This is a genomic window from Stieleria bergensis (assembly GCA_007745635.1).
Lineage (GTDB): Bacteria > Planctomycetota > Planctomycetia > Pirellulales > Pirellulaceae > Stieleria > Stieleria bergensis.
This window is the reverse complement of the sequence record CP036272.1, coordinates 709,414-726,747: the sequence shown is the minus strand read 5'-3', so window position 1 is coordinate 726,747 and position 17,334 is coordinate 709,414. Positions and strand designations below refer to the sequence as shown.

Genomic DNA, 17,334 nt, shown 5'->3' with positions numbered 1-17,334 from the left:
TCACTGCATTTCAATGACTGCGCCAGTGATGGGCAGCCAGTTTTGGAACTTCTCATCCTCTGGATCACCGACCTGCACATAACCGCGCTTGTCGGGACGATTGAAAATCAACCTGGGACTGTCCTCAGGAATCTGAATCACTAGGCGATACACACCGTCCACACCTGCTGACTCCATGCTGACCTTGAGCTCCTTGGGCTCAAAATCCAGAACCTCTAAACTGCGGGTCAATTCTTGACGCTGCCGAACCAAAATCGCATATTCGTGGTGTGCGCCCTGAGAGATCGTTCCAATGTCCAATCCAGAACTCGAATCAAGGTCGGGGTGCACAAACGAAATCGGCTTCCGGCTATGACCACTGAACCGAACCTCTCGCTCGATCAATTCGCCTCCGGTCGAAGGCTGGAACACCAGGGTCAGCTCACCCTCAAAGCTACCCGTCTCGCTGATATTCCGAGACAGATGCAGTTGCCAGGCAGACTTGGCTTCGGTTCCGGCCAGTTCGGCATCGGACACGTTCACTGGCTCGGTGTACCAGTCAAGCCCTTCAGTGTCACCATTGACACTGACGATTTCAAAGTCATCCCATAGCTGACTGTAAAACACTCCGCGAGAGCCGATCATGTCGCCCAAGTCCCCCGTGCCGAATGCAAAGCTCTCCGGGCCAACAAGCTCAGCACGAACGGTACCGCTGACAGCCAGTTGGATCAGCTTGCGCTGGGGATCATTTGTGATCAGCTGCGCGGTCTGCCGATACCTTTCGGCCTGCAGCCCTGTGTTCCAAGTGAGAGTCACTTCAGTGGACTCACCCGGCAACAACAGACCTCCGCCGGCCAATTTGCCGACGGTGCACTTACAGCTCGTTTGACCAAGCTCCACGGTCAACGGCGCTTCACCCTTGTTTTCGACTGTGAAGCTGTGTGACATCGTGGCGTGCGGGTCAACGCGTCCGAAGTCATGGGTGGTTGCTTCCATAAACGCTTGCGGGGATTTCCCTTCAACGACGACCGAAGCAACCTCTTTTCGCATTCGAATGCGCCGCAGAGCTTCTTCGTATTTCGGCCGTTGATAGTCCGAAACGCCATAGGGCTTGTAGGTCACGGACATCACAAGCAGCCCGACCATCGGCACCAACACAAGCAGCGTCAGACCGATCCAAAGTAAACGGCGGAGGTTCATCGTTGTCTTCTCATCAAATAAAGTTTCCTCGCGCCCGCAAGCGGGCACGAGGAAACAGACTAAATCGTCAAAATCAAAAGCGGTGATCAGGAGCTTTCGAACGTACCCTTGAAGTAGGTCTCGTCCAAGAACAGTCCGTTGAAGAACTGATCTTTGGTCATTTCAACGTCATCAGACTCGTAACCGATTTCAGCGTAATCAGCGGGTGTCAAAGTATTTGAAACTGGGAAACCTGGGTTGAGGTATCCATCGGAGTTCACGTCGTAGAAAACCTTGACCGAACCATCGCCCATCAGGACATTGCAAGCACCAGCGTGAATGGCGAACCAGTCACGTGTGTCCTGGTTGTAGAACTGCTGGCTAGTCACGTCGGTAGGATCGGCCGCAACTACGTAGGGACCGCACTCAGTCGTTGTTGGGTTACCCTTTTCACAGTCTCGCTGAGCATTCAAAACCCAACCGTCATCGATCAACTGAATTCGGTTATTCGTGGTGCTGTAAGCAGCAGGACCGTCGTTGAACGCTTCGGTCAGCAATGAGCCAGCTTCGATGAAGGTCTGCTCCGTCACATCGGTAGCGAAGGGAGAAGCTGGGTCGATAGCCAAGGTAAAATCCAGAATGGCTTCGTCGATGTCGCCAGCACCTGCACAACCGATCAAGCCGATGTTGCTGGAAGAGACGCGACTCTTATCCAGAACAGCGATCTTCAGTGGCCCCAAAGATCCGGCAAGCCCCTTCGCAGAACCACCTGCAGGTGCAATCAGAGCGGTAGGCGTGGCGGTATTATCAAAGCCGACCTTCAAGCCACTGCGAACCAAGTGCCAGCCAGCAGCGTAGTTCGTGTTGTAACCCGATTGAATGATCGCACGAGCCAGCAAGTCAGCGCGTTCTGCAGTGCTCGCTGGAGTCTGAGCAAATCCGTCGGTCGTGGCACCGTTTCCGTTAGTACTAGCAAAGCTATCAGCACCACAGATACCGTCCACCAAGCGACCGGCTGGGGCCTCCTCTTTAGGAAGTGTGGTTGCGGTACCACCGAGCAAGTCATTCAACTTCTCTGAACCCTTCAGAGGGTTCGAAGGGTCAAGCGACTCATTCATGTTACCGTCGCCAGCGTTGACGATGTCAGCAACCCAGCCCCAAGTGTCCATGCAGCCGTCGCGACGGTAATCGCTAGCACCTGAGCACAGACGCTTTTGTGGGTCACGATCAGAGAACTTGTACAGACCAACACCGATGTTCTTCAGGTTGGCGCGGCACTGTGCTGCACGAGCTGCTTCACGTGCCTTGGTGATCGCTGGCAACAGTAGAGCGGCCAACAGAGCGATGATGGCGATAACCACCAACAACTCGATCAGGGTAAAACCCGATTTGCGCGAACGCGACATTTTGAGTTCCTTAAAGGATTCAAAGGGGAAAGCGATGCAACTCACACCGCCTGTGTAACAAAATTTGTAAAACGTTAAATTCTTCTCAACCAACTCATTGCCGCGTCCGTATTCACGATTAGGTCAATGCTTGCTCGGAACGCGTTTGACACCTTTCCAACACTCGCCGCTGCAACGGCAACTGCCTTGGGCATCAAATCAAATCGTTGGCCTTCCTTTGGCAACGGAAACTCGCATGTCAAGCTCCGTGCCTCGGGGACGTACCATTCACTGGGTTCAGAAATGAATCTTCCTAACCCGTGTTTCTCTTTCGTTGGCCTGATGACCGGGTGACGCAAAACCATCCGCACGCGTCACGGCGGCCACCAATGGATTGACTGCTTTGCCAAGCAGGCTGGTCTCTCGTGAACCACAATCCCTGTGGCGTTTGAGCAGCTTTTCAGCTTGGTCGTCTGGCTGTCATTCCTGGCGACGTGCGTATTCAACCAAGGAATGAAAGGGATTCAATTGCAAACAATCACCTTCTTCTGACTCTTCATCATTCCTTTGCAATCACACCGATGGAGCTTCATTTCCACCTGTTGCTCACCACCAGCGCTGCCGGGAAGCACATACATCAACAACACTGCCTTCATCAAATCTGAACATCTCTCGCGTAAGTGGCGGATGGTGGACCGAGGCGTTGTGGTGTTCGCCACGGTTCTTGCAGCAACACCGTCCCCGCCAGCGGTCGGCCGGTTGGCGGCTGGTGGCATGCTGGTGAGTGTGCAGAGTTGCAAGGCGGCAGCATCGAGAGTCTCAATGGCCGGCCGGGGAGGGTTTTGCTGTGGCTGCCTGCGGTTGGCGTTGCCAACCACTTCAGTCACGGTAGGAACGGCCGTTTCCGGCCGCCCCCCGCACAGATCCGTACTTGAGTGTTGTCTCATACGGCTCCTGCCTTGATTCGGGCGCGAAATCGTTGATCTGGATACGGGTGGCGTACCTTGGCGTGAGGGAGGTAGGTCAGCAGCAACCGTTTCATGCGAGGCCAAGGCCAGCGATGCCGTTGGCTGCGACGACAAAGCGTACGCAACCATAGTCGGCTAACCTCGTCTCGAAATCGACGTAGGCGGCTCACATTGCCTGGGACGGCATAGTAGGCCAGCCAGCCGCGGACCACACTACCCAGCCACCGACCTTGTTGGCCGACTGACTGGTGTCGCCGACGACGAAGCTCCGCCTTGATTGCCGAGAGGGTACGAGCCATCCGGCTCGCGATCGTCTCGCGGCGAATCATGAACCACCCCGTCTTTGGGCTGGTATCACAGCGGTGCGTGAAACCGAGAAAATCGAACGTGTCCGGTCGACCGTCTCCTCGCTCAGATCGACGCTCGATCGCATAACGACCAAACTCGAGCAAGCGAGTCTTTTCGGGATGAAGCTCAAGGCCGAACTTACCGAAACGTTCCCGGAGTGCTTCCAGGCACATTTCAGCATCAGCTTTGCTCTCAAACCCAATCACAAAATCGTCGACGTACCGAACCACAACGACGTCCTTGCGGCCGCGCTGTCTTCGCCAGTGGTCGATCCACAAGTCCAACACATAGTGAAGATAGATGTTCGCAAGCAGCGGCGAGATCACCGCTCCTTGCGGAGTCCCCACCGTCGTCTTGGACCACTCACCGTCTTCGCTGACACCGGCTCGAAGCCATTTTCCGATCAGACGGAGAATCCGTTTGTCGCTAATGCGATGCTCGATGAACTTCATGAGCCATTGGTGGTCCACGTTGTCAAAGAAGCCTTTCACATCGGCGTCCAGAATCCAGTTCACCTTTTTGCTGCTCACACCGACACACAACGCATCGAGTGCATCGTGAGCGCCGCGACCAGGACGGCCACCATAACTGAATCCGAGAAAATCCTGTTCGTAGATGCACTGCATGACCCACCCGGTTGCCTTTTGGACAATCTTGTCCTCCAGGGCCGTGATGCCGATCGGACGTTGCCGGCCATCGGCTTTGGGAATGTAGATTCTCTTGGAGGGCTTCGCTCGGTAGGCACCCCGGTGAATACGACCGTGTAGAGCCTCAATCGAGGCTTCTCGGTCTTGCTCGTACTGCTGCCAAGTCACCTCGTCGATGCCCGCTGCGGCAGATTTCTTCAAATCATCGAAGGCCTCGTGCAGCAGGGGAACGTTGATGTGATGCAACAGGTTCTCGAACTTCAACGCAGGACAGTCCCGCGCTGTTTCGCGCACACCCAGCAGCCCGCGAGAACGACGCTTGGTCCGACTCGAAGTTCGGGGTCGATCGTGCTGCGAGGTGCTCATCTTGGCTGAGTCCCTTTCCTCGACAGACTCCGCGGCCGGTTCAGTTCCGGCGTTGTTCGCCTGTGTCGGCAGTACTATGGACTCATCCGACTTCCGATCAGCGTTCATGGCAGCCTTTCCCGCTGGACGGTTCGCTGCCCGCACTGGATACTTGCCAGTGGCCGATCGGATCTCCCGGTTCTCGCGATTGAGATTTCCACGCATGCGCAGGTTCTCGTGACTCCGCCGTGTCCGATGGGTTCTCGCCTAATGACGAACCCATCGGTGTTGCCTTCCCCATAGAGGGACCGGGTCGGCACACGGAAGTTCAGATTTCGGAGCTCAATAGCTGGCCTGCGTTTCCCCCCTTGTCGGACGCTCAGCACAGATCGGTTACCCTCTCTGCACCTCCGATGGAGGCCATAGCAGTTGGCTAGACTTTCTACGTAGGACACTTTCATTCCCTATCTCAATCCGGTTTTATCCCGGCACTCCCCTCACCTCGCTTAGGCTCGACTCTCCCGCAAGCGGGAGAGTTCAGGCAACGAATGGCCCTATCAGCAACACCGTCCCGCTTGCGGAAGGGTCGGCTGGTGGCGCGCTGATTCCTGCGCGACGCTATACTGGTGGGGCTGCAGCCCTCACCCACTGTTTAGAATGTCCACGTCACATGGCAAACCAACCGCACCCTGTTCAATCCATCTCCGATCGCCGTGTCCAAACCGCTTGCCTGATGATTCTGGCCACGGTCGCAGGACTTGGCGCCGTTTACTGGCTGCGGCCGGTGTTGGTCCCCCTGGTGGTTGCGATCTTCGTTGTCAGTGGAATCAACCCACTGCTCACTTATCTAGAACACCGACTGCATGTCTCGCGGATCTTTGCCGCCGGGTTGGCGTTCCTGCTGGGCACGGCGTTCCTTGGTGCGTTTCTTGTAGCCATCGCTGGCTCGGCCCGTGACCTGAACAACAACAAAGATCGTTATCAGCAACGCGTCAAGCAGATCACCTCCAACCTTGAAGGCTGGATCCCCAACCGCCTCAGCTCCTCGGTCAGTTGGCTGAACCCGGAGTTTTGGGAATCCGACAAGGACAAGCGGGAGGAGAAAGAAAACGAGAGCGCCCCCCAATCCGCAAAGCCGATCGTCGCCAGCGCGACAAAACCGGCTGAACAGACGGACGAAAAACCCGAGGCTGATCAGACGCCGAATGTCACTCCAGACTCGCAAGCCTCAAGCGATGACACTGAAGCGGCCGAGGGGCCAACAGATGATCCAGCAGCCGACCCTGAAACTGCCGCAGCGGATCCAGCGGCCGAGCCGAGTCGCATCGAAAACGAACTTATCGGAACGATGCAGGGAAATCCGAGAAACGGCCTCCAAACGGCCGCTGCAAGGCAGCAAGATGTATTGGACGAACTTGTCTCACAGGGCATCACGGTCGTCTCCCAGGGATTCATGAGCCTGATCTCGACCTCGATGATCGTGCTGATCTATGTCTTCTTTTTGCTGCTTGGCAAACCATCCTACGCGGACACGGAAACCGTTCGTGAGATTGACCTTCAGATCCGCACTTACCTGTCATTAAAAACCGTCATCTCGGTCGTCACCGGAGCGATCTTCTCTCTGGCGCTTGCGCTGTTCGGTGTTCCCATGGCACTGTCGTTCGGCGTCATGGCGTTCTTGCTGAATTTTATCCCCAACATTGGGCCGGTGATCGCAACCATCCTGCCGCTTCCGCTGATCATCTTGGATCCCTCAGGAAACTTGATCTGGATGCTGGCGGCGATTGCGACCATCAGTGCGATTCAGTTGATCAGTGGGAACGTGATCGAGCCCAAAATGATGGGTGAATCTTCCGACCTACATCCCGTCACCATTTTGGTTGGCCTGATGTTTTGGGGGATGATGTGGGGGATTATCGGCATGTTTTTAGCAACGCCAATGATTGCCGCAGCCAAGATTGTGCTGGAGCGTTTTGAGCCCACCCGAAAGGTCGCACTGTTGATGGCGGGGCGCTGGGAAGAAGACTCCGAACCGGCTACCAGCTAGGGTTTGCTAAATCAGTGCAACACCTAGCTTCTGTTTGGTTTCGACGCTGGCGTCATTCATTTAGACGCAAGTTTTTTGGCGACTTCGGTCGAAAAACCGTGCACTTGGTTACGTACGAATTGGCTTACCAGAACCATTCTTAAAACACCTTCGGTGTTCGGAATTCTGGACGAGATCGTGGAAGCCACCGTCCCAGATTCGGCTGGCTACTGGGGTGCGTTTCCCTGATCATGTGCTACGAGATAATGTCCACCTGGCCTGCCGAACGCCGTAGGTGTTCCACATGTGGTTTCGGGCAAACCGCAGAGAGTGCAAATGTCATCTGCTGCACAGGCGTTCGCTAGAGGTTGCTCTGGCAAACGTTGCCAGCAGCGCTGGCTAATCCAGCAAGCCCCCTTTCAAAAAAGGGGACGGAGCATGAAGGTGCCAAGCCCGTGTCGCTTATTCTTGGCTGCCGGGGTCGGCGACGCTGCGATGCATTTCGCTTAAGCGTGACTGGACCTTCAAGAGACGTTGCCACGCGCTGTACTTTAGCGTGACGGTCTGATTGTTCTCGTCGATCTTGGCCGAATCGATCAGCTTGCAGACTCGGTTTTGCAAGTAGTCCAGAACCTCGCAGAACTGTGCGCGCTGTCCGGGGGTCAAGCCACCCGGGATCGCTGGAATGTCGTGCACTGCTGCAGCGTCGAGCATCGGCGAACGCTCGTGGCCTAGATCCAATGCGATGGAACTTTCCGAGGATGACATCTCGCGAGCCGCCGCGCCGTTGCCATCATTGTTGAGCGCGACCAAACGAGCGGCGATCTCTTCCTCTGTCCCCACAAGCATCAAACTACGGCCGACTCCGATCAGATCACCGCTGCGGAGAATCTTCAGCGGGTATTCGACGCCATTGACCTTTGTTCCGTTGGTGCTGTCCAGATCGGTTAACACCAAGCGATCGTTATCACGCTGAACCTTGAAATGACAACGACTGATGCGCTCATCGTTCAGCTGAATATCATTGACTTCTTCTCGGCCTACCGTGAACGGTGGCATCAAACTGGAAAAGACTTTCCCACGATCGGCCCCCTGCAGGACCTTCAGTGTTACACCAGCCATTGGATGAGCCTATTGACAGAAAAGAGACAGATCTTCGACGCGATCGATGAGGAGCATTAGTGTATACAGTTTTTCGGCAGAAATCAGGGTTTTCAGTTGGGAAATGTGGCTCAGTCGGCGAATCCACCGAACGCCGCCGCTCCCGCTTGCCTCGCCTTAATCCGGCCGAGCATTACCGAACTCGCCCTGTCCCACCAACTAGCCTGACTGCCAAGCACCGAGCAGCGATTCCGCTACTGAGCCTGAGCGATCACACATTTTAAGTAATTACTTTCGGGACAGCTCACCGCCAACGGATGGTCTGGTGCTGGCCCGCGATTTTCCAAAATGATCAAATCTCGCCTGGTTCGCTTCCCAACGTCAACCAGCATATTCAGGAAATCGGCACGGCTTACGCGACCGCTACAGCTGCACGTGACCAGCACTCCGCCTGGCGGCAGTAAACGCATGGCCATGGAATTCAATCGACTGTAGGCTCGCAAGGCCTGACGGACTTGATGCCGAGACCCAGCAAAGCGTGGGGGGTCCAACACAACCACACCAAACTGCTGCCCTTCGTCGGCCAAATCCTTCAGGACATCAAAGCAATCACCTTGGCGAAAATCCAACTGATTGAGCTCATTCCGCTGCGCATTCTGCTGGGCTGTTTCCAGTGCTGCGGCACTGCTATCGATTCCCAAAACAGACTCTGCACCGTGTTTTGCCGCGACCAATCCGAAACCGCCGGTATAGCAACATACGTCAAGAACGCGTTTCCCCTTGCAGTATTCCGCAGCGACAAGGTGATTGAGCCGTTGGTCCAAATAGCCACCGGTCTTTTGCCCCCCCAGAAGATCCACTGCGAGCTGCAGTCCATTCTGCTGGTACAGCACCTCCCCATCGAGGAGAGATTCAGGGATGACTTGCGAAGCCACTTCCGGATCGATGTTCTCAAGTGATGCGGTCTTTTCGTCAATGCGCACAACGATCTGGCGGGCGCCACAAGCGGAGCGCAAATGATCCAAAATCACATCGCGCCATTTCAGCAATCCGCCAGCAGCAAATTGGACGCTTAGCGTGTCTGCATACCGGTCGACGATCAAGCCACTGAGCAAATCGGATTCGCTGAAAATCAATCGCTCGGCCTGCTGATCGGGCGACTGCCTTTCAACGGATTGCCCATCGATTAGGCAACGCCGAGCCAGGGCGGCATCGATGCGGCCGCACCAAAACGCGGCATCGAGCGGCTGCTGGGGATCAAAACTGTACAACCTGACTCGCAGTTTACTGTCAGGATTGATCAGTCCCCGGCCCAGGAATCCACCGTCGATATCGACCAAGTCCACGATATCTCCGCGGCGCAGACTGTTCTTTTCGGGGACCAGTGCGTGCGCGTGCACCCAGGGGTGCCTCGCCAAGAAAGGAAAGTGGCGGCCAGGCTTAACACGAACCCGAGGGTACTCCAGAGCTGCGTCGAGCGTGTCGTCGCCCCGATGATTGGAATCGGGCTGCGCAGGAGTCGGATTGGAGGGAGTTTGGTCGGACAAAGGTCGCGCCTGGGATGGGGTGAAGGAAGTCGATCTTCGCTGGCTTGGTGAATTCCAATTGGCGAGATGTCGCTGTCGTGAGAGCCGGATTCTTTCAGAACTCGCCAGTCCGTCGGCAACTTGACTCTCAAACTAGGGTGCTTTGTGCACCGGATCAAGTCACACTGCATGGGATCACCGCCAGTAGCCGCGTTTACCGTCACTGGAACCCGCAGATCAGTCGCCCCGAATCACCTTTTTCCAGCCCTTGGGATCACCATCGGCGCTGGCGACCTGGCAGCCTCCCGGCAACCAAGACGCCCAATATTTTGTCCATTTTGCCCGTTCTGAGCCTCGCCATGCTGGTTGGGGTACAGCCACTGCAGGGCTTGGACGATATAGTGTCTGGATCGATGTTTTTTACTCTCAAGAATTTCCTAACATGAAAGGTTTCTAAACATGACTCACGTCGTTGCCGAACCCTGCTCGGGTTGCAAGTACACCGATTGCGTGGTCGTCTGCCCTGTCGAATGCTTCTACGAAGGCGACCAGATGGTCTACATCCATCCAGAAGAATGCATCGACTGTGAAGCCTGTGTACCAGAGTGCCCTGTCGAAGCCATTTTCCACGAAGACAATCTTCCCGAAGAGTGGCAAAGCTACATCGAGCTGAACGCGACCAAATCGGAAGAGTGCGAAGTCCTGACCGAAAAGAAAGAACCGCTCGCTGACGACTGAGCAAGCCATTCAAAGGCCTCGGTGCGACTGGCAGAGTCAGCCGCATCACGATCGCCGGATTGGCTTCAAAGCGTTGCCCAAAACCAAAAAACACTCGCAGCTTATGCGAGTGTTTTTTTAATTCAGCATGCACCCCTGGCAGGCAATCAAAGGGGCTTCTTTTATTGGCTTGAATGCGTGCCAACGCTCTTTGATCAACACAGCCTTGGCGCTGCCAAAAAACGCCAATGGCTTAGCCGGCCGCCGGCAGAAACGTCTTCCAGCATTCATAGCGTGGGTCGCCGACTGAATGCGTGACCAAGGGATTGAACTTGGGTCGCGCAGGCTGAGTCCGCAACTTCATCGCGGCCTGTTTGGGGGTTCGACCACCCTTGCGTGAATTGCATCGCAAACAGCAGGCAACAATATTCTCCCAGGTCGTTGGGCCTCCCTGCGAACGTGGCACGACGTGATCCAAGCTCAGCTTGCTGGCCGGGAAGTCGTTACCACAGTACTGGCAGCGGTTTTCATCACGGGCGAACAAGTTCTTGCGATTGAAGCGAACCGTTTGCATCGGCATGCGTTCGAACCTTGTCAGCCGAGCGATCCGTGGAACTTGCAAATCAAACCCAACGGCTCGAATGAAGTCTTCACCGGGCTGTCGATCCAACGCATTGAGCTGACTGATTTCACACCAGCTTTCGAAGTCATAACTGATGAACTGGCCAGCTTCATGGCTGACCACCTCGGCGCACTGACGATACAACAACGTCATCGCTCGTCGCACATCGACGACTCGCACCGCCATGTAAAAACGATTCAGAATCAAGACATGACAGTTCAGCATACTTTCACTCATCGCAGCCAATATCCTTAATCTCAATACACTCTACCAGCGTCCCAAAGACAAGGTCCTGGGGCGAAGGTCATTCGTGGACTCGCGGCCGACTCGACGGCGAACACGAAAAGGAAAGGGTTAAAGGAAGGCAAATTCACGCTGCGTTGCCATCCGCAGCGCGCCACTTGCCGACACGATTGCTGTACAAATTCGATCGTCTACCGATTGAGAAGCGGGCTGCAAAGCTCCGCCTACTCACTCTGTTTTGGCTCCATTGTAGACGACTTCCCGTCCCCAGGTGGTCTTCAATTGGGCGGATCCGCACGTCAGTCCTGGCAGTTTCTTGAAACCTTCACGGCTCACCGCACCGCTTTCCCGGCAGACCTCCGGCAGCCTGATTTTTCTCCACAGCACCTCCAGGACGCACCGTTTGCCCCCAAAGGTTCGGGGTTGTGACGTGTCTGCGCGCTTTCCTGCCGATGAATTCTTCTGTCCGCAAATCCTTGGGTCCCCCGATCGGCCCGCCTTGCCCTGGTCACGATCGACCAGAAAGCGAATCGATTGACTGGGGAACGCCGCACAAAATCCAGCCAGAATCGTGGCCGGATCTTGCTCCAGGCCCCGAGGTTCCGTTGACCTGGGACCCTCGATTTCGCTACCGTCGCCCAGTCTTTCTCGCCTCATCCACTCACTGACTCGCAACTGAGCGTTCCGTTCAGCGGATTCGCCAACGCCCTTCCCTTTCGGCATGTCGTCCATTCATCGCAATACCAATCGTCGCCGACGAGTGCTTTACCAAAAGCAACTCACCGGTTCGGGCACGCCTGCATTTCCCGTGCATCGAAGCGAGGATGAAGTCGCCGACCAAGTCACCCGAGGCCAGCGAGCAAAAGAATTCAGTTCCCGCGTCCACCGACATCTGCGTGGCCGCTGGTTTTCCTTGGTGCCCGTGTCACGAAAAGCGATCGTGATCTTTGCCACCACCGTGCTGGCATTGCCTCTGCTGTTGGGCCTGTTGCACCACCAAACATTCACCAATGCGGTTCTGCTGGCCCATCCCTTGCTGGGCTACCCCTTCCGCTTGGACAAACCGGACGGCTTTGGCGCATGGTGCTTGAGCATGCTGTTCATGCTGTCCGCCGGAGTCTGTTTACTGACGTACCGGCTACGCCTGCATCGCCGCGATGACTATCGGGGACACTACCGACTATGGAGAATCCTACTGGTTGCCTGTGTGATCGCGAGCGTTCACTCTGCGACCAACTTACTGGCCTGGGGCGGCGCTTGGCTGGAACTCGTTTTTGGCCAGCGATCTGTCATGCCGGGACAACAATGGTTGCGCATTGTGATCGACGTCGGTGGATTGGTCTTGGCAATTCGCTTGATCGCTGAAATCCATCGCTGCCGCGCGGCCCTGGTCGGCGTGATCGTCGCGACGCTCTGTTTCAGTGTGCTAGAACTTGCCCACTGGAAAATGTTCACGGTGAGCAGCTTGCTGACGTCGACGCTGATCGCCAGCATGCCTCTGGCCGGCTGCGCGACGCTGTTGTTTGGCATGACCTGCTATCTGCGGATGATGTTCCGCCAAGTTCGCAAACTGCCAGACGAACCCGCGATCACAGAAACCCTGCGAGGCTGGTTCCAACGCTCGGGCTGGCAAAACAAAGAACAGGTTTCCTTGGACGCCGCACTGCCTGATCAACCAAGACCGAAACTCGCATCCCGCAGTGCGAAACCAGCTGCCAAGCCAGCTGCCGCTGCCAACCCAACCCGCAAAGCCAAGTCGCCCTCAGCGCCAAGTCAAGTCACTGCCAAGGCCGCTGAAGCGAAACCATCATCGACAGAAGACGACGCATCGAAATCCAGCAAGTCCGCCCTGCGATCACTGTTTGGCAAATTGAAACCAAAGGGTCGCAAACCAAAACCAACCGATGAAGCAGATGTCGCATCGGGGACAAACGATGACTCTGCAAAAGAAAAGGTGCCAGCAAAGGCCAAGGTGTCGGCAAAGGCCAAGGTGCCGGCAAAGAAAAAGGCATCGGCAACAGACACCGATTCGAAGTCCACTGATCCGCCAGCAGAGCCTCGTGAGCGAAGCGGTTCGCTGTTCTCACGGCTAAAGAAAGCCCTGCCATCACGCAAGCCGAAACCTCGGGACGAATCGACCGCAGAGACCACCGAGGAACCGAAGCCGGCGGACAACCCCAAGCGTTCCGGTGGGTTGGCGGGGAAAGTCCGATCTCGCTTCGCGGCGGCAAAACAGAAACGCCAGCAAGCAGCGGGGGAAACGGATGCAGCGGATGCCACACCATCGACACCGACTCGCAAAGACACAGCAGCCGCAAAAGCCCGCAACACGGCTCCAGCGAAGCCATCCGCACCAGCTGCCAAAGCAGCGCCCAAGCCAGCCCGTCAGCCAGCTCCGACTGCGGCAAAGCCCACTCCTCAGCACGCCGTTGAAGACGAATTCGATGAGGATGACATCGACTGGAGCTCGATGAGCAAGGCCGAACGGCGGCGCATGAGAAAGAAGATGCGGCGCGGAAACAACGCCGCCTAGAACTCACCAGGATCGGCGACCAGCAACTGTCTGACAAGCTTGGTCGATCCCACGGCCCTCACGCGGCGCCGCGCGAGAGCCGCGTGGGTTTGCCGCTGTGAAAGTACCGTGCTTCCCGGTTAAAACGCTGTCTGCCCTTCGACGAAGCCACTCCGCTTGGTATCTTTGCGGGCGTATTTTGCCGCGATGCGTTTGTTCCCTCCTGATCAAAGACCGTCTGTAATGATCCGCACACGATTTGCTCCCAGCCCGACTGGATACCTGCACATTGGTGGAGTTCGCACCGCTCTGTTCAACTGGCTGTTGGCAAAACAAAGTGGCGGTCAGTTTATCCTGCGGATTGATGATACGGACGCCGGTCGCAATGTGCAGGACGCCCTGCAACCGATTCTTGATGGATTCCGTTGGTTGGGGATCGACTGGGACGAAGGTCCAGAAGTCGACGGGCCTCACGCTCCTTACTATCAGTCCCAGCGCAGCGAACGCCACAAGCAAGCCGTCCTGGACTTGCTGGCCAGCGGTCACGCGTATCGCGATTACGCTCGACCAGAAGAATTAGCAGCCGAACGTGAGGCAGCGGAAAAGCGCGGCGAACGATTTTTCTATGACCGTCGCTGGATGGCGGCGGACGACGAAGCTGCTGCGGCTTACGAAGCCGAAGGCCGCCAAGCCATCGTTCGACTAAAGATGCCGCGTGAAGGCGACTGCGTGATTGAAGACCTCATCCGAGGCACTGTCACGGTTTCTTGGTCTACCGAACAAGATCATGTCATTGCTCGCGCCGACGGCAGTCCGCTCTATCACCTTGCCAGTGTGATTGATGATCATGATTTTGGCATCACCCACGTTGTCCGCGCTGAAGAGCACCTTCCCAACACGCCACGGCAAATCTTTATCTTGGAATCATTGGGCTTCGAACGCCCTCAGTTTGCTCACCTGCCGTACGTGGCCGAACCCGGTGGATCCGCCAAATTAAGCAAGCGGAAACTTAAGAAGTACTTGAAGAACAAAGACTTCGCGAACCTACTTGAGCACGGCCAGCGGATCGCCCAAGCATGCCAGCTTGAGGTATCCGAAGACACGTTTAATCCTGTCATCGTTGACTTCTACCGAGACATTGGCTTTTCACCCGAAGCCTTACTGAACTACCTGCTGCTGCTCGGTTGGTCTCTCGATGGAGAGAGCGAGAAGTTCACGGTCAAAGAGATGATCGAACTGTTTTCGCTCGAACGCGTCACCAAGAGCCCCGCTTCATTCGATCCGCAGAAACTCCTGGCCTTTCAAGCGGACTACTTTGCCGGGCTGCCAGTTGCCGAGCGTTTGGCGGCCGCGGCTCCCTTTGCAATTGCAGCTGGCTTGGTTGAATCAGCCGAAGATGCCACCTTGGCAACGGTCGTTGAAGCAGCAGGCGATCGTCTCAAAGTTGCCGGAGACATCATCGACTTCCGCTACATGTTTGTCGACGACTACTCGATCAACGAAAAAGCCTTTACCAAACGCATTAGCAAACCGGCCGAAGCCACGGAGTTGCTCAAGGGGTTCCGCGATGCCGTGGCTCAGGTCGATTCGTTCACTGCCGAGGAAGCCGAAGCGTTGCTCAAAGGCTATTGCGAACAAGCCGAAATCAAAATTGGCCAAATCATTCATGCCGTTCGAGTGGCCGTGACGGGTTCGCCTGCCGGATTTGGCATGTTTGAGACCCTGGCGATCCTGGGGCCAACTAAAATTGTCGCGCGGATCGACCGGACGCTGGCCAAAGCCGAGGCGTAAAGCATCCGCCGACGCCAAACCCGCAAACCAACAAACCGGAAAGAAACGCAGCGAATCGACACAACCACAGCAACCGCTTGCGGAAGCTTCCCGATTGGCAGCTCGCTGGCCTTGTTGTGTGCCGTCACGCACAGCAAACTCACAGACTGCCCAGCATCACCATCCAAAACCCACTGCCCGCGTCGATTTGCCCTCGTGGTCTAGACTGGACCATCTCTGCCCGCTGTGCGAAAGTAGAGTGTTCAGGCAGTCATTTGGGCCGCATGATGATAAAATCGCTGTGCAAAACGCCAGTCGCTTGCGGTCAATTCGAACCGGACCGTCGCGGCAAGGCTCCCAGAAACGGGGCGAGTGCAGTCCCTACCGAAAACTCCGGGTTTGAACCCTCCCGACGAATCAATCCACTCGAAAGGTTGACAAAAACATGAGACAGTCGAATTTACCGCTGCTCGCTCTGCTGGCTGCCTCGTTTGTGTTTCTTGGGGGCTGTCGCAGAGAGTATCCCGAGCCCGAGTTCGCCTACGCACCGAACGTGGTGCAGGTGATGAAGTACGAGATCACCGACGAACTGAGCGAGCCTCAAAGCGAGCAAGCACTCAGCGACACCGCCTACATTGTCGAAAAATATTTCGGTACCGCAGCGGACCCCAAGCTTCCAAACTTTGATCCTAGCAAGAGCACCGATCCAGAAGAGAAGCTCGCTCTGACGGACTTGAACGATCTGTTCGGCGCCCTGACCGACGTCGTTTCTCTCGAACGCATGAAACCAGCCATTGGCAAGGATGGACTGTATCAGCAACTCTGCGCCAAATGCCACGGCACTACTGGCGACGGCCGCGGTGAACTCGCTGCGATCAGCTCACCGTACCCTCGTGATTACCGTCTCGGAGTCTTTAAGTTCAAAGACACCACCCGTAATGCAAAGCCAAGTCGAGAGGATCTGGCGAGCTTGATTCGTGATGGTATTCCTGGCACCCCGATGACCAGCATCAAGGCACTGAGCAACGGGATCGTGGATGTCACTGACGAAGACATCCAAGCGTTGGTTGATTACGTCATCTACCTGTCCATGCGGGGCCAGTTTGAACGTGACATCGTCGCGTTGGGTGTCTTGGATGGCATCCTGGCTAGCGACTATCGCTTGTACTATCCAGAACTCGATCCCAATCATGAGGGACAGTCGGTTCCAGAGAAATCAGCCAGCGAAGTGGCACCAGAGACTGAAACCGTTGCCGATGCAGAGGGTGAACAAGAAGTCAGTGAAGACGAAGAACTTGAGATTCCTGAACCAACCCTGGAAGATTTCCAAATCGCCGATGCCGGTGCTCAGGACATCGTCGCTGGAATTGCCGACGATTGGCTAAGTGCTGCCGACATGGCCGCTGCCGTTCCAGCACCGCCCGAAGGCATTCCTGTCGCGGACAGTCACGCTGAATTTGTTGCTCTGTCGAAAGGCGATCAAGCGGAAGCACTGGCAAAGTCGGTCGCCCGCGGCCATGAACTCTTTCTCAGCAACATCACTGGCTGCAACAAATGCCATGGACCAACTGGAAAAGGTGACGGCGGCAACAAAGACTATGACGACTGGACCAAAGACTGGACAATGAAAGTCGGCATTGACCCGCAGAAGCATCAAGAGAAATTGGTGCCTTTGATGGCACGCGGCGCCCTGCCTCCGCGTTTCGCCATGCCACGTGACTTTACGGTGGGAGTGTTTCGCGGTGGCGAGAAAGCCTCGGACCTGTACCGCCGCATCACGCAAGGAATCCCCGGCTCGCCGATGCCGTCGGCGACCTTCGTTCCTGGAAAGTACGAACAACAGGATGTTTGGCATCTGATCAACTTCATTCGTTCGCTGAAGAAAGTAGAAGAAGTCGAGACCGCTCCTGGCGACGACACGGTTGCTCAGTCCGAATAACCTGTCATTCAATCTCAAAATTGCCGC

At 56.0% G+C, this 17,334-nt stretch carries 11 protein-coding genes; 5 read left to right on the top strand and 6 right to left on the bottom strand.

Annotated features, from left to right (window positions below):
• The 3 genes from SV7mr_RS02225 to ltrA form a co-directional block, all read right to left on the bottom strand.
• On the bottom strand, positions 1-1,179 hold the full coding sequence (locus SV7mr_RS02225) for a DUF1573 domain-containing protein (RefSeq protein WP_145268817.1): 1,179 nt from the start codon (positions 1,177-1,179) through the stop codon (positions 1-3).
• An 86-nt stretch (positions 1,180-1,265) separates the two neighbouring features.
• Positions 1,266-2,564 carry a DUF1559 family PulG-like putative transporter gene (locus SV7mr_RS02220; protein ID WP_145268815.1) on the bottom strand — a complete coding sequence of 433 codons (1,299 nt, stop codon included), beginning with the start codon at positions 2,562-2,564 and terminating at the stop codon, positions 1,266-1,268.
• Positions 2,565-3,486: 922 nt separating this feature from the next.
• Complete coding sequence (ltrA, locus tag SV7mr_RS02215) at positions 3,487-4,770, bottom strand: group II intron reverse transcriptase/maturase (protein WP_419187499.1); 1,284 nt, start codon at positions 4,768-4,770, stop codon at positions 3,487-3,489.
• A gap of 751 nt (positions 4,771-5,521) precedes the next feature.
• Here ltrA and SV7mr_RS02205 point away from each other — a divergent pair.
• Entirely contained in the window at positions 5,522-6,898 is a 1,377-nt protein-coding gene (locus SV7mr_RS02205; RefSeq protein ID WP_145268813.1) for an AI-2E family transporter, read from the top strand.
• A gap of 441 nt (positions 6,899-7,339) precedes the next feature.
• On the opposite strand, the gene SV7mr_RS02200 is transcribed toward SV7mr_RS02205, so the two are convergent.
• Positions 7,340-7,999, bottom strand: a complete 660-nt coding sequence (locus SV7mr_RS02200; RefSeq protein ID WP_145268811.1) for an FHA domain-containing protein — start codon at positions 7,997-7,999, stop codon at positions 7,340-7,342.
• A 233-nt stretch (positions 8,000-8,232) separates the two neighbouring features.
• Positions 8,233-9,525: a class I SAM-dependent rRNA methyltransferase gene (locus SV7mr_RS02195; protein WP_419187986.1), complete on the bottom strand. Its 1,293-nt coding sequence runs from the start codon at positions 9,523-9,525 to the stop codon at positions 8,233-8,235.
• 438 nt (positions 9,526-9,963) lie between these two features.
• On the opposite strand from SV7mr_RS02195, the gene SV7mr_RS02190 reads away from it, so the two are divergent.
• On the top strand, positions 9,964-10,242 hold the full coding sequence (locus SV7mr_RS02190; RefSeq protein ID WP_145268809.1) for a ferredoxin family protein: 279 nt from the start codon (positions 9,964-9,966) through the stop codon (positions 10,240-10,242).
• A 232-nt stretch (positions 10,243-10,474) separates the two neighbouring features.
• Here the strand turns inward: SV7mr_RS02190 and SV7mr_RS02185 are convergent, their stop codons facing one another.
• The gene (locus tag SV7mr_RS02185) at positions 10,475-11,080 is read right to left on the bottom strand and encodes an HNH endonuclease (protein WP_145268807.1); all 606 of its coding nucleotides are present in this window, start codon (positions 11,078-11,080) and stop codon (positions 10,475-10,477) included.
• A 727-nt stretch (positions 11,081-11,807) separates the two neighbouring features.
• Between SV7mr_RS02185 and SV7mr_RS02180 the strand changes: the two genes are divergently transcribed.
• The 3 genes from SV7mr_RS02180 (at position 11,808) to SV7mr_RS02170 (ending at position 17,307) form a co-directional block, all read left to right on the top strand.
• Positions 11,808-13,619, top strand: coding sequence for a hypothetical protein (locus SV7mr_RS02180; RefSeq protein WP_145268805.1), 1,812 nt, complete (start codon positions 11,808-11,810; stop codon positions 13,617-13,619).
• A gap of 222 nt (positions 13,620-13,841) precedes the next feature.
• Complete coding sequence (gene gltX, locus SV7mr_RS02175; protein ID WP_145268803.1) at positions 13,842-15,389, top strand: glutamate--tRNA ligase; 1,548 nt, start codon at positions 13,842-13,844, stop codon at positions 15,387-15,389.
• 424 nt (positions 15,390-15,813) lie between these two features.
• Positions 15,814-17,307: a cytochrome c gene (locus SV7mr_RS02170; protein WP_145268801.1), complete on the top strand. Its 1,494-nt coding sequence runs from the start codon at positions 15,814-15,816 to the stop codon at positions 17,305-17,307.
• Positions 17,308-17,334: the final 27 nt, after the last annotated feature.

What these genes read in the sequence shown, in the direction of transcription:
- SV7mr_RS02220 (WP_145268815.1), bottom strand. Translation starts at nt 2,564, where the DNA reads ATGTCGCGTTCGCGCAAATCGGGTTTTACCCTGATCGAGTTGTTGGTG.
- SV7mr_RS02225 (WP_145268817.1), bottom strand. Translation starts at nt 1,179, where the DNA reads ATGAACCTCCGCCGTTTACTTTGGATCGGTCTGACGCTGCTTGTGTTG.
- SV7mr_RS02170 (WP_145268801.1), top strand. Translation starts at nt 15,814, where the DNA reads ATGAGACAGTCGAATTTACCGCTGCTCGCTCTGCTGGCTGCCTCGTTT.
- SV7mr_RS02180 (WP_145268805.1), top strand. Translation starts at nt 11,808, where the DNA reads ATGTCGTCCATTCATCGCAATACCAATCGTCGCCGACGAGTGCTTTAC.
- SV7mr_RS02185 (WP_145268807.1), bottom strand. Translation starts at nt 11,080, where the DNA reads ATGAGTGAAAGTATGCTGAACTGTCATGTCTTGATTCTGAATCGTTTT.
- SV7mr_RS02190 (WP_145268809.1), top strand. Translation starts at nt 9,964, where the DNA reads ATGACTCACGTCGTTGCCGAACCCTGCTCGGGTTGCAAGTACACCGAT.
- gltX (WP_145268803.1), top strand. Translation starts at nt 13,842, where the DNA reads ATGATCCGCACACGATTTGCTCCCAGCCCGACTGGATACCTGCACATT.
- SV7mr_RS02205 (WP_145268813.1), top strand. Translation starts at nt 5,522, where the DNA reads ATGGCAAACCAACCGCACCCTGTTCAATCCATCTCCGATCGCCGTGTC.
- SV7mr_RS02200 (WP_145268811.1), bottom strand. Translation starts at nt 7,999, where the DNA reads ATGGCTGGTGTAACACTGAAGGTCCTGCAGGGGGCCGATCGTGGGAAA.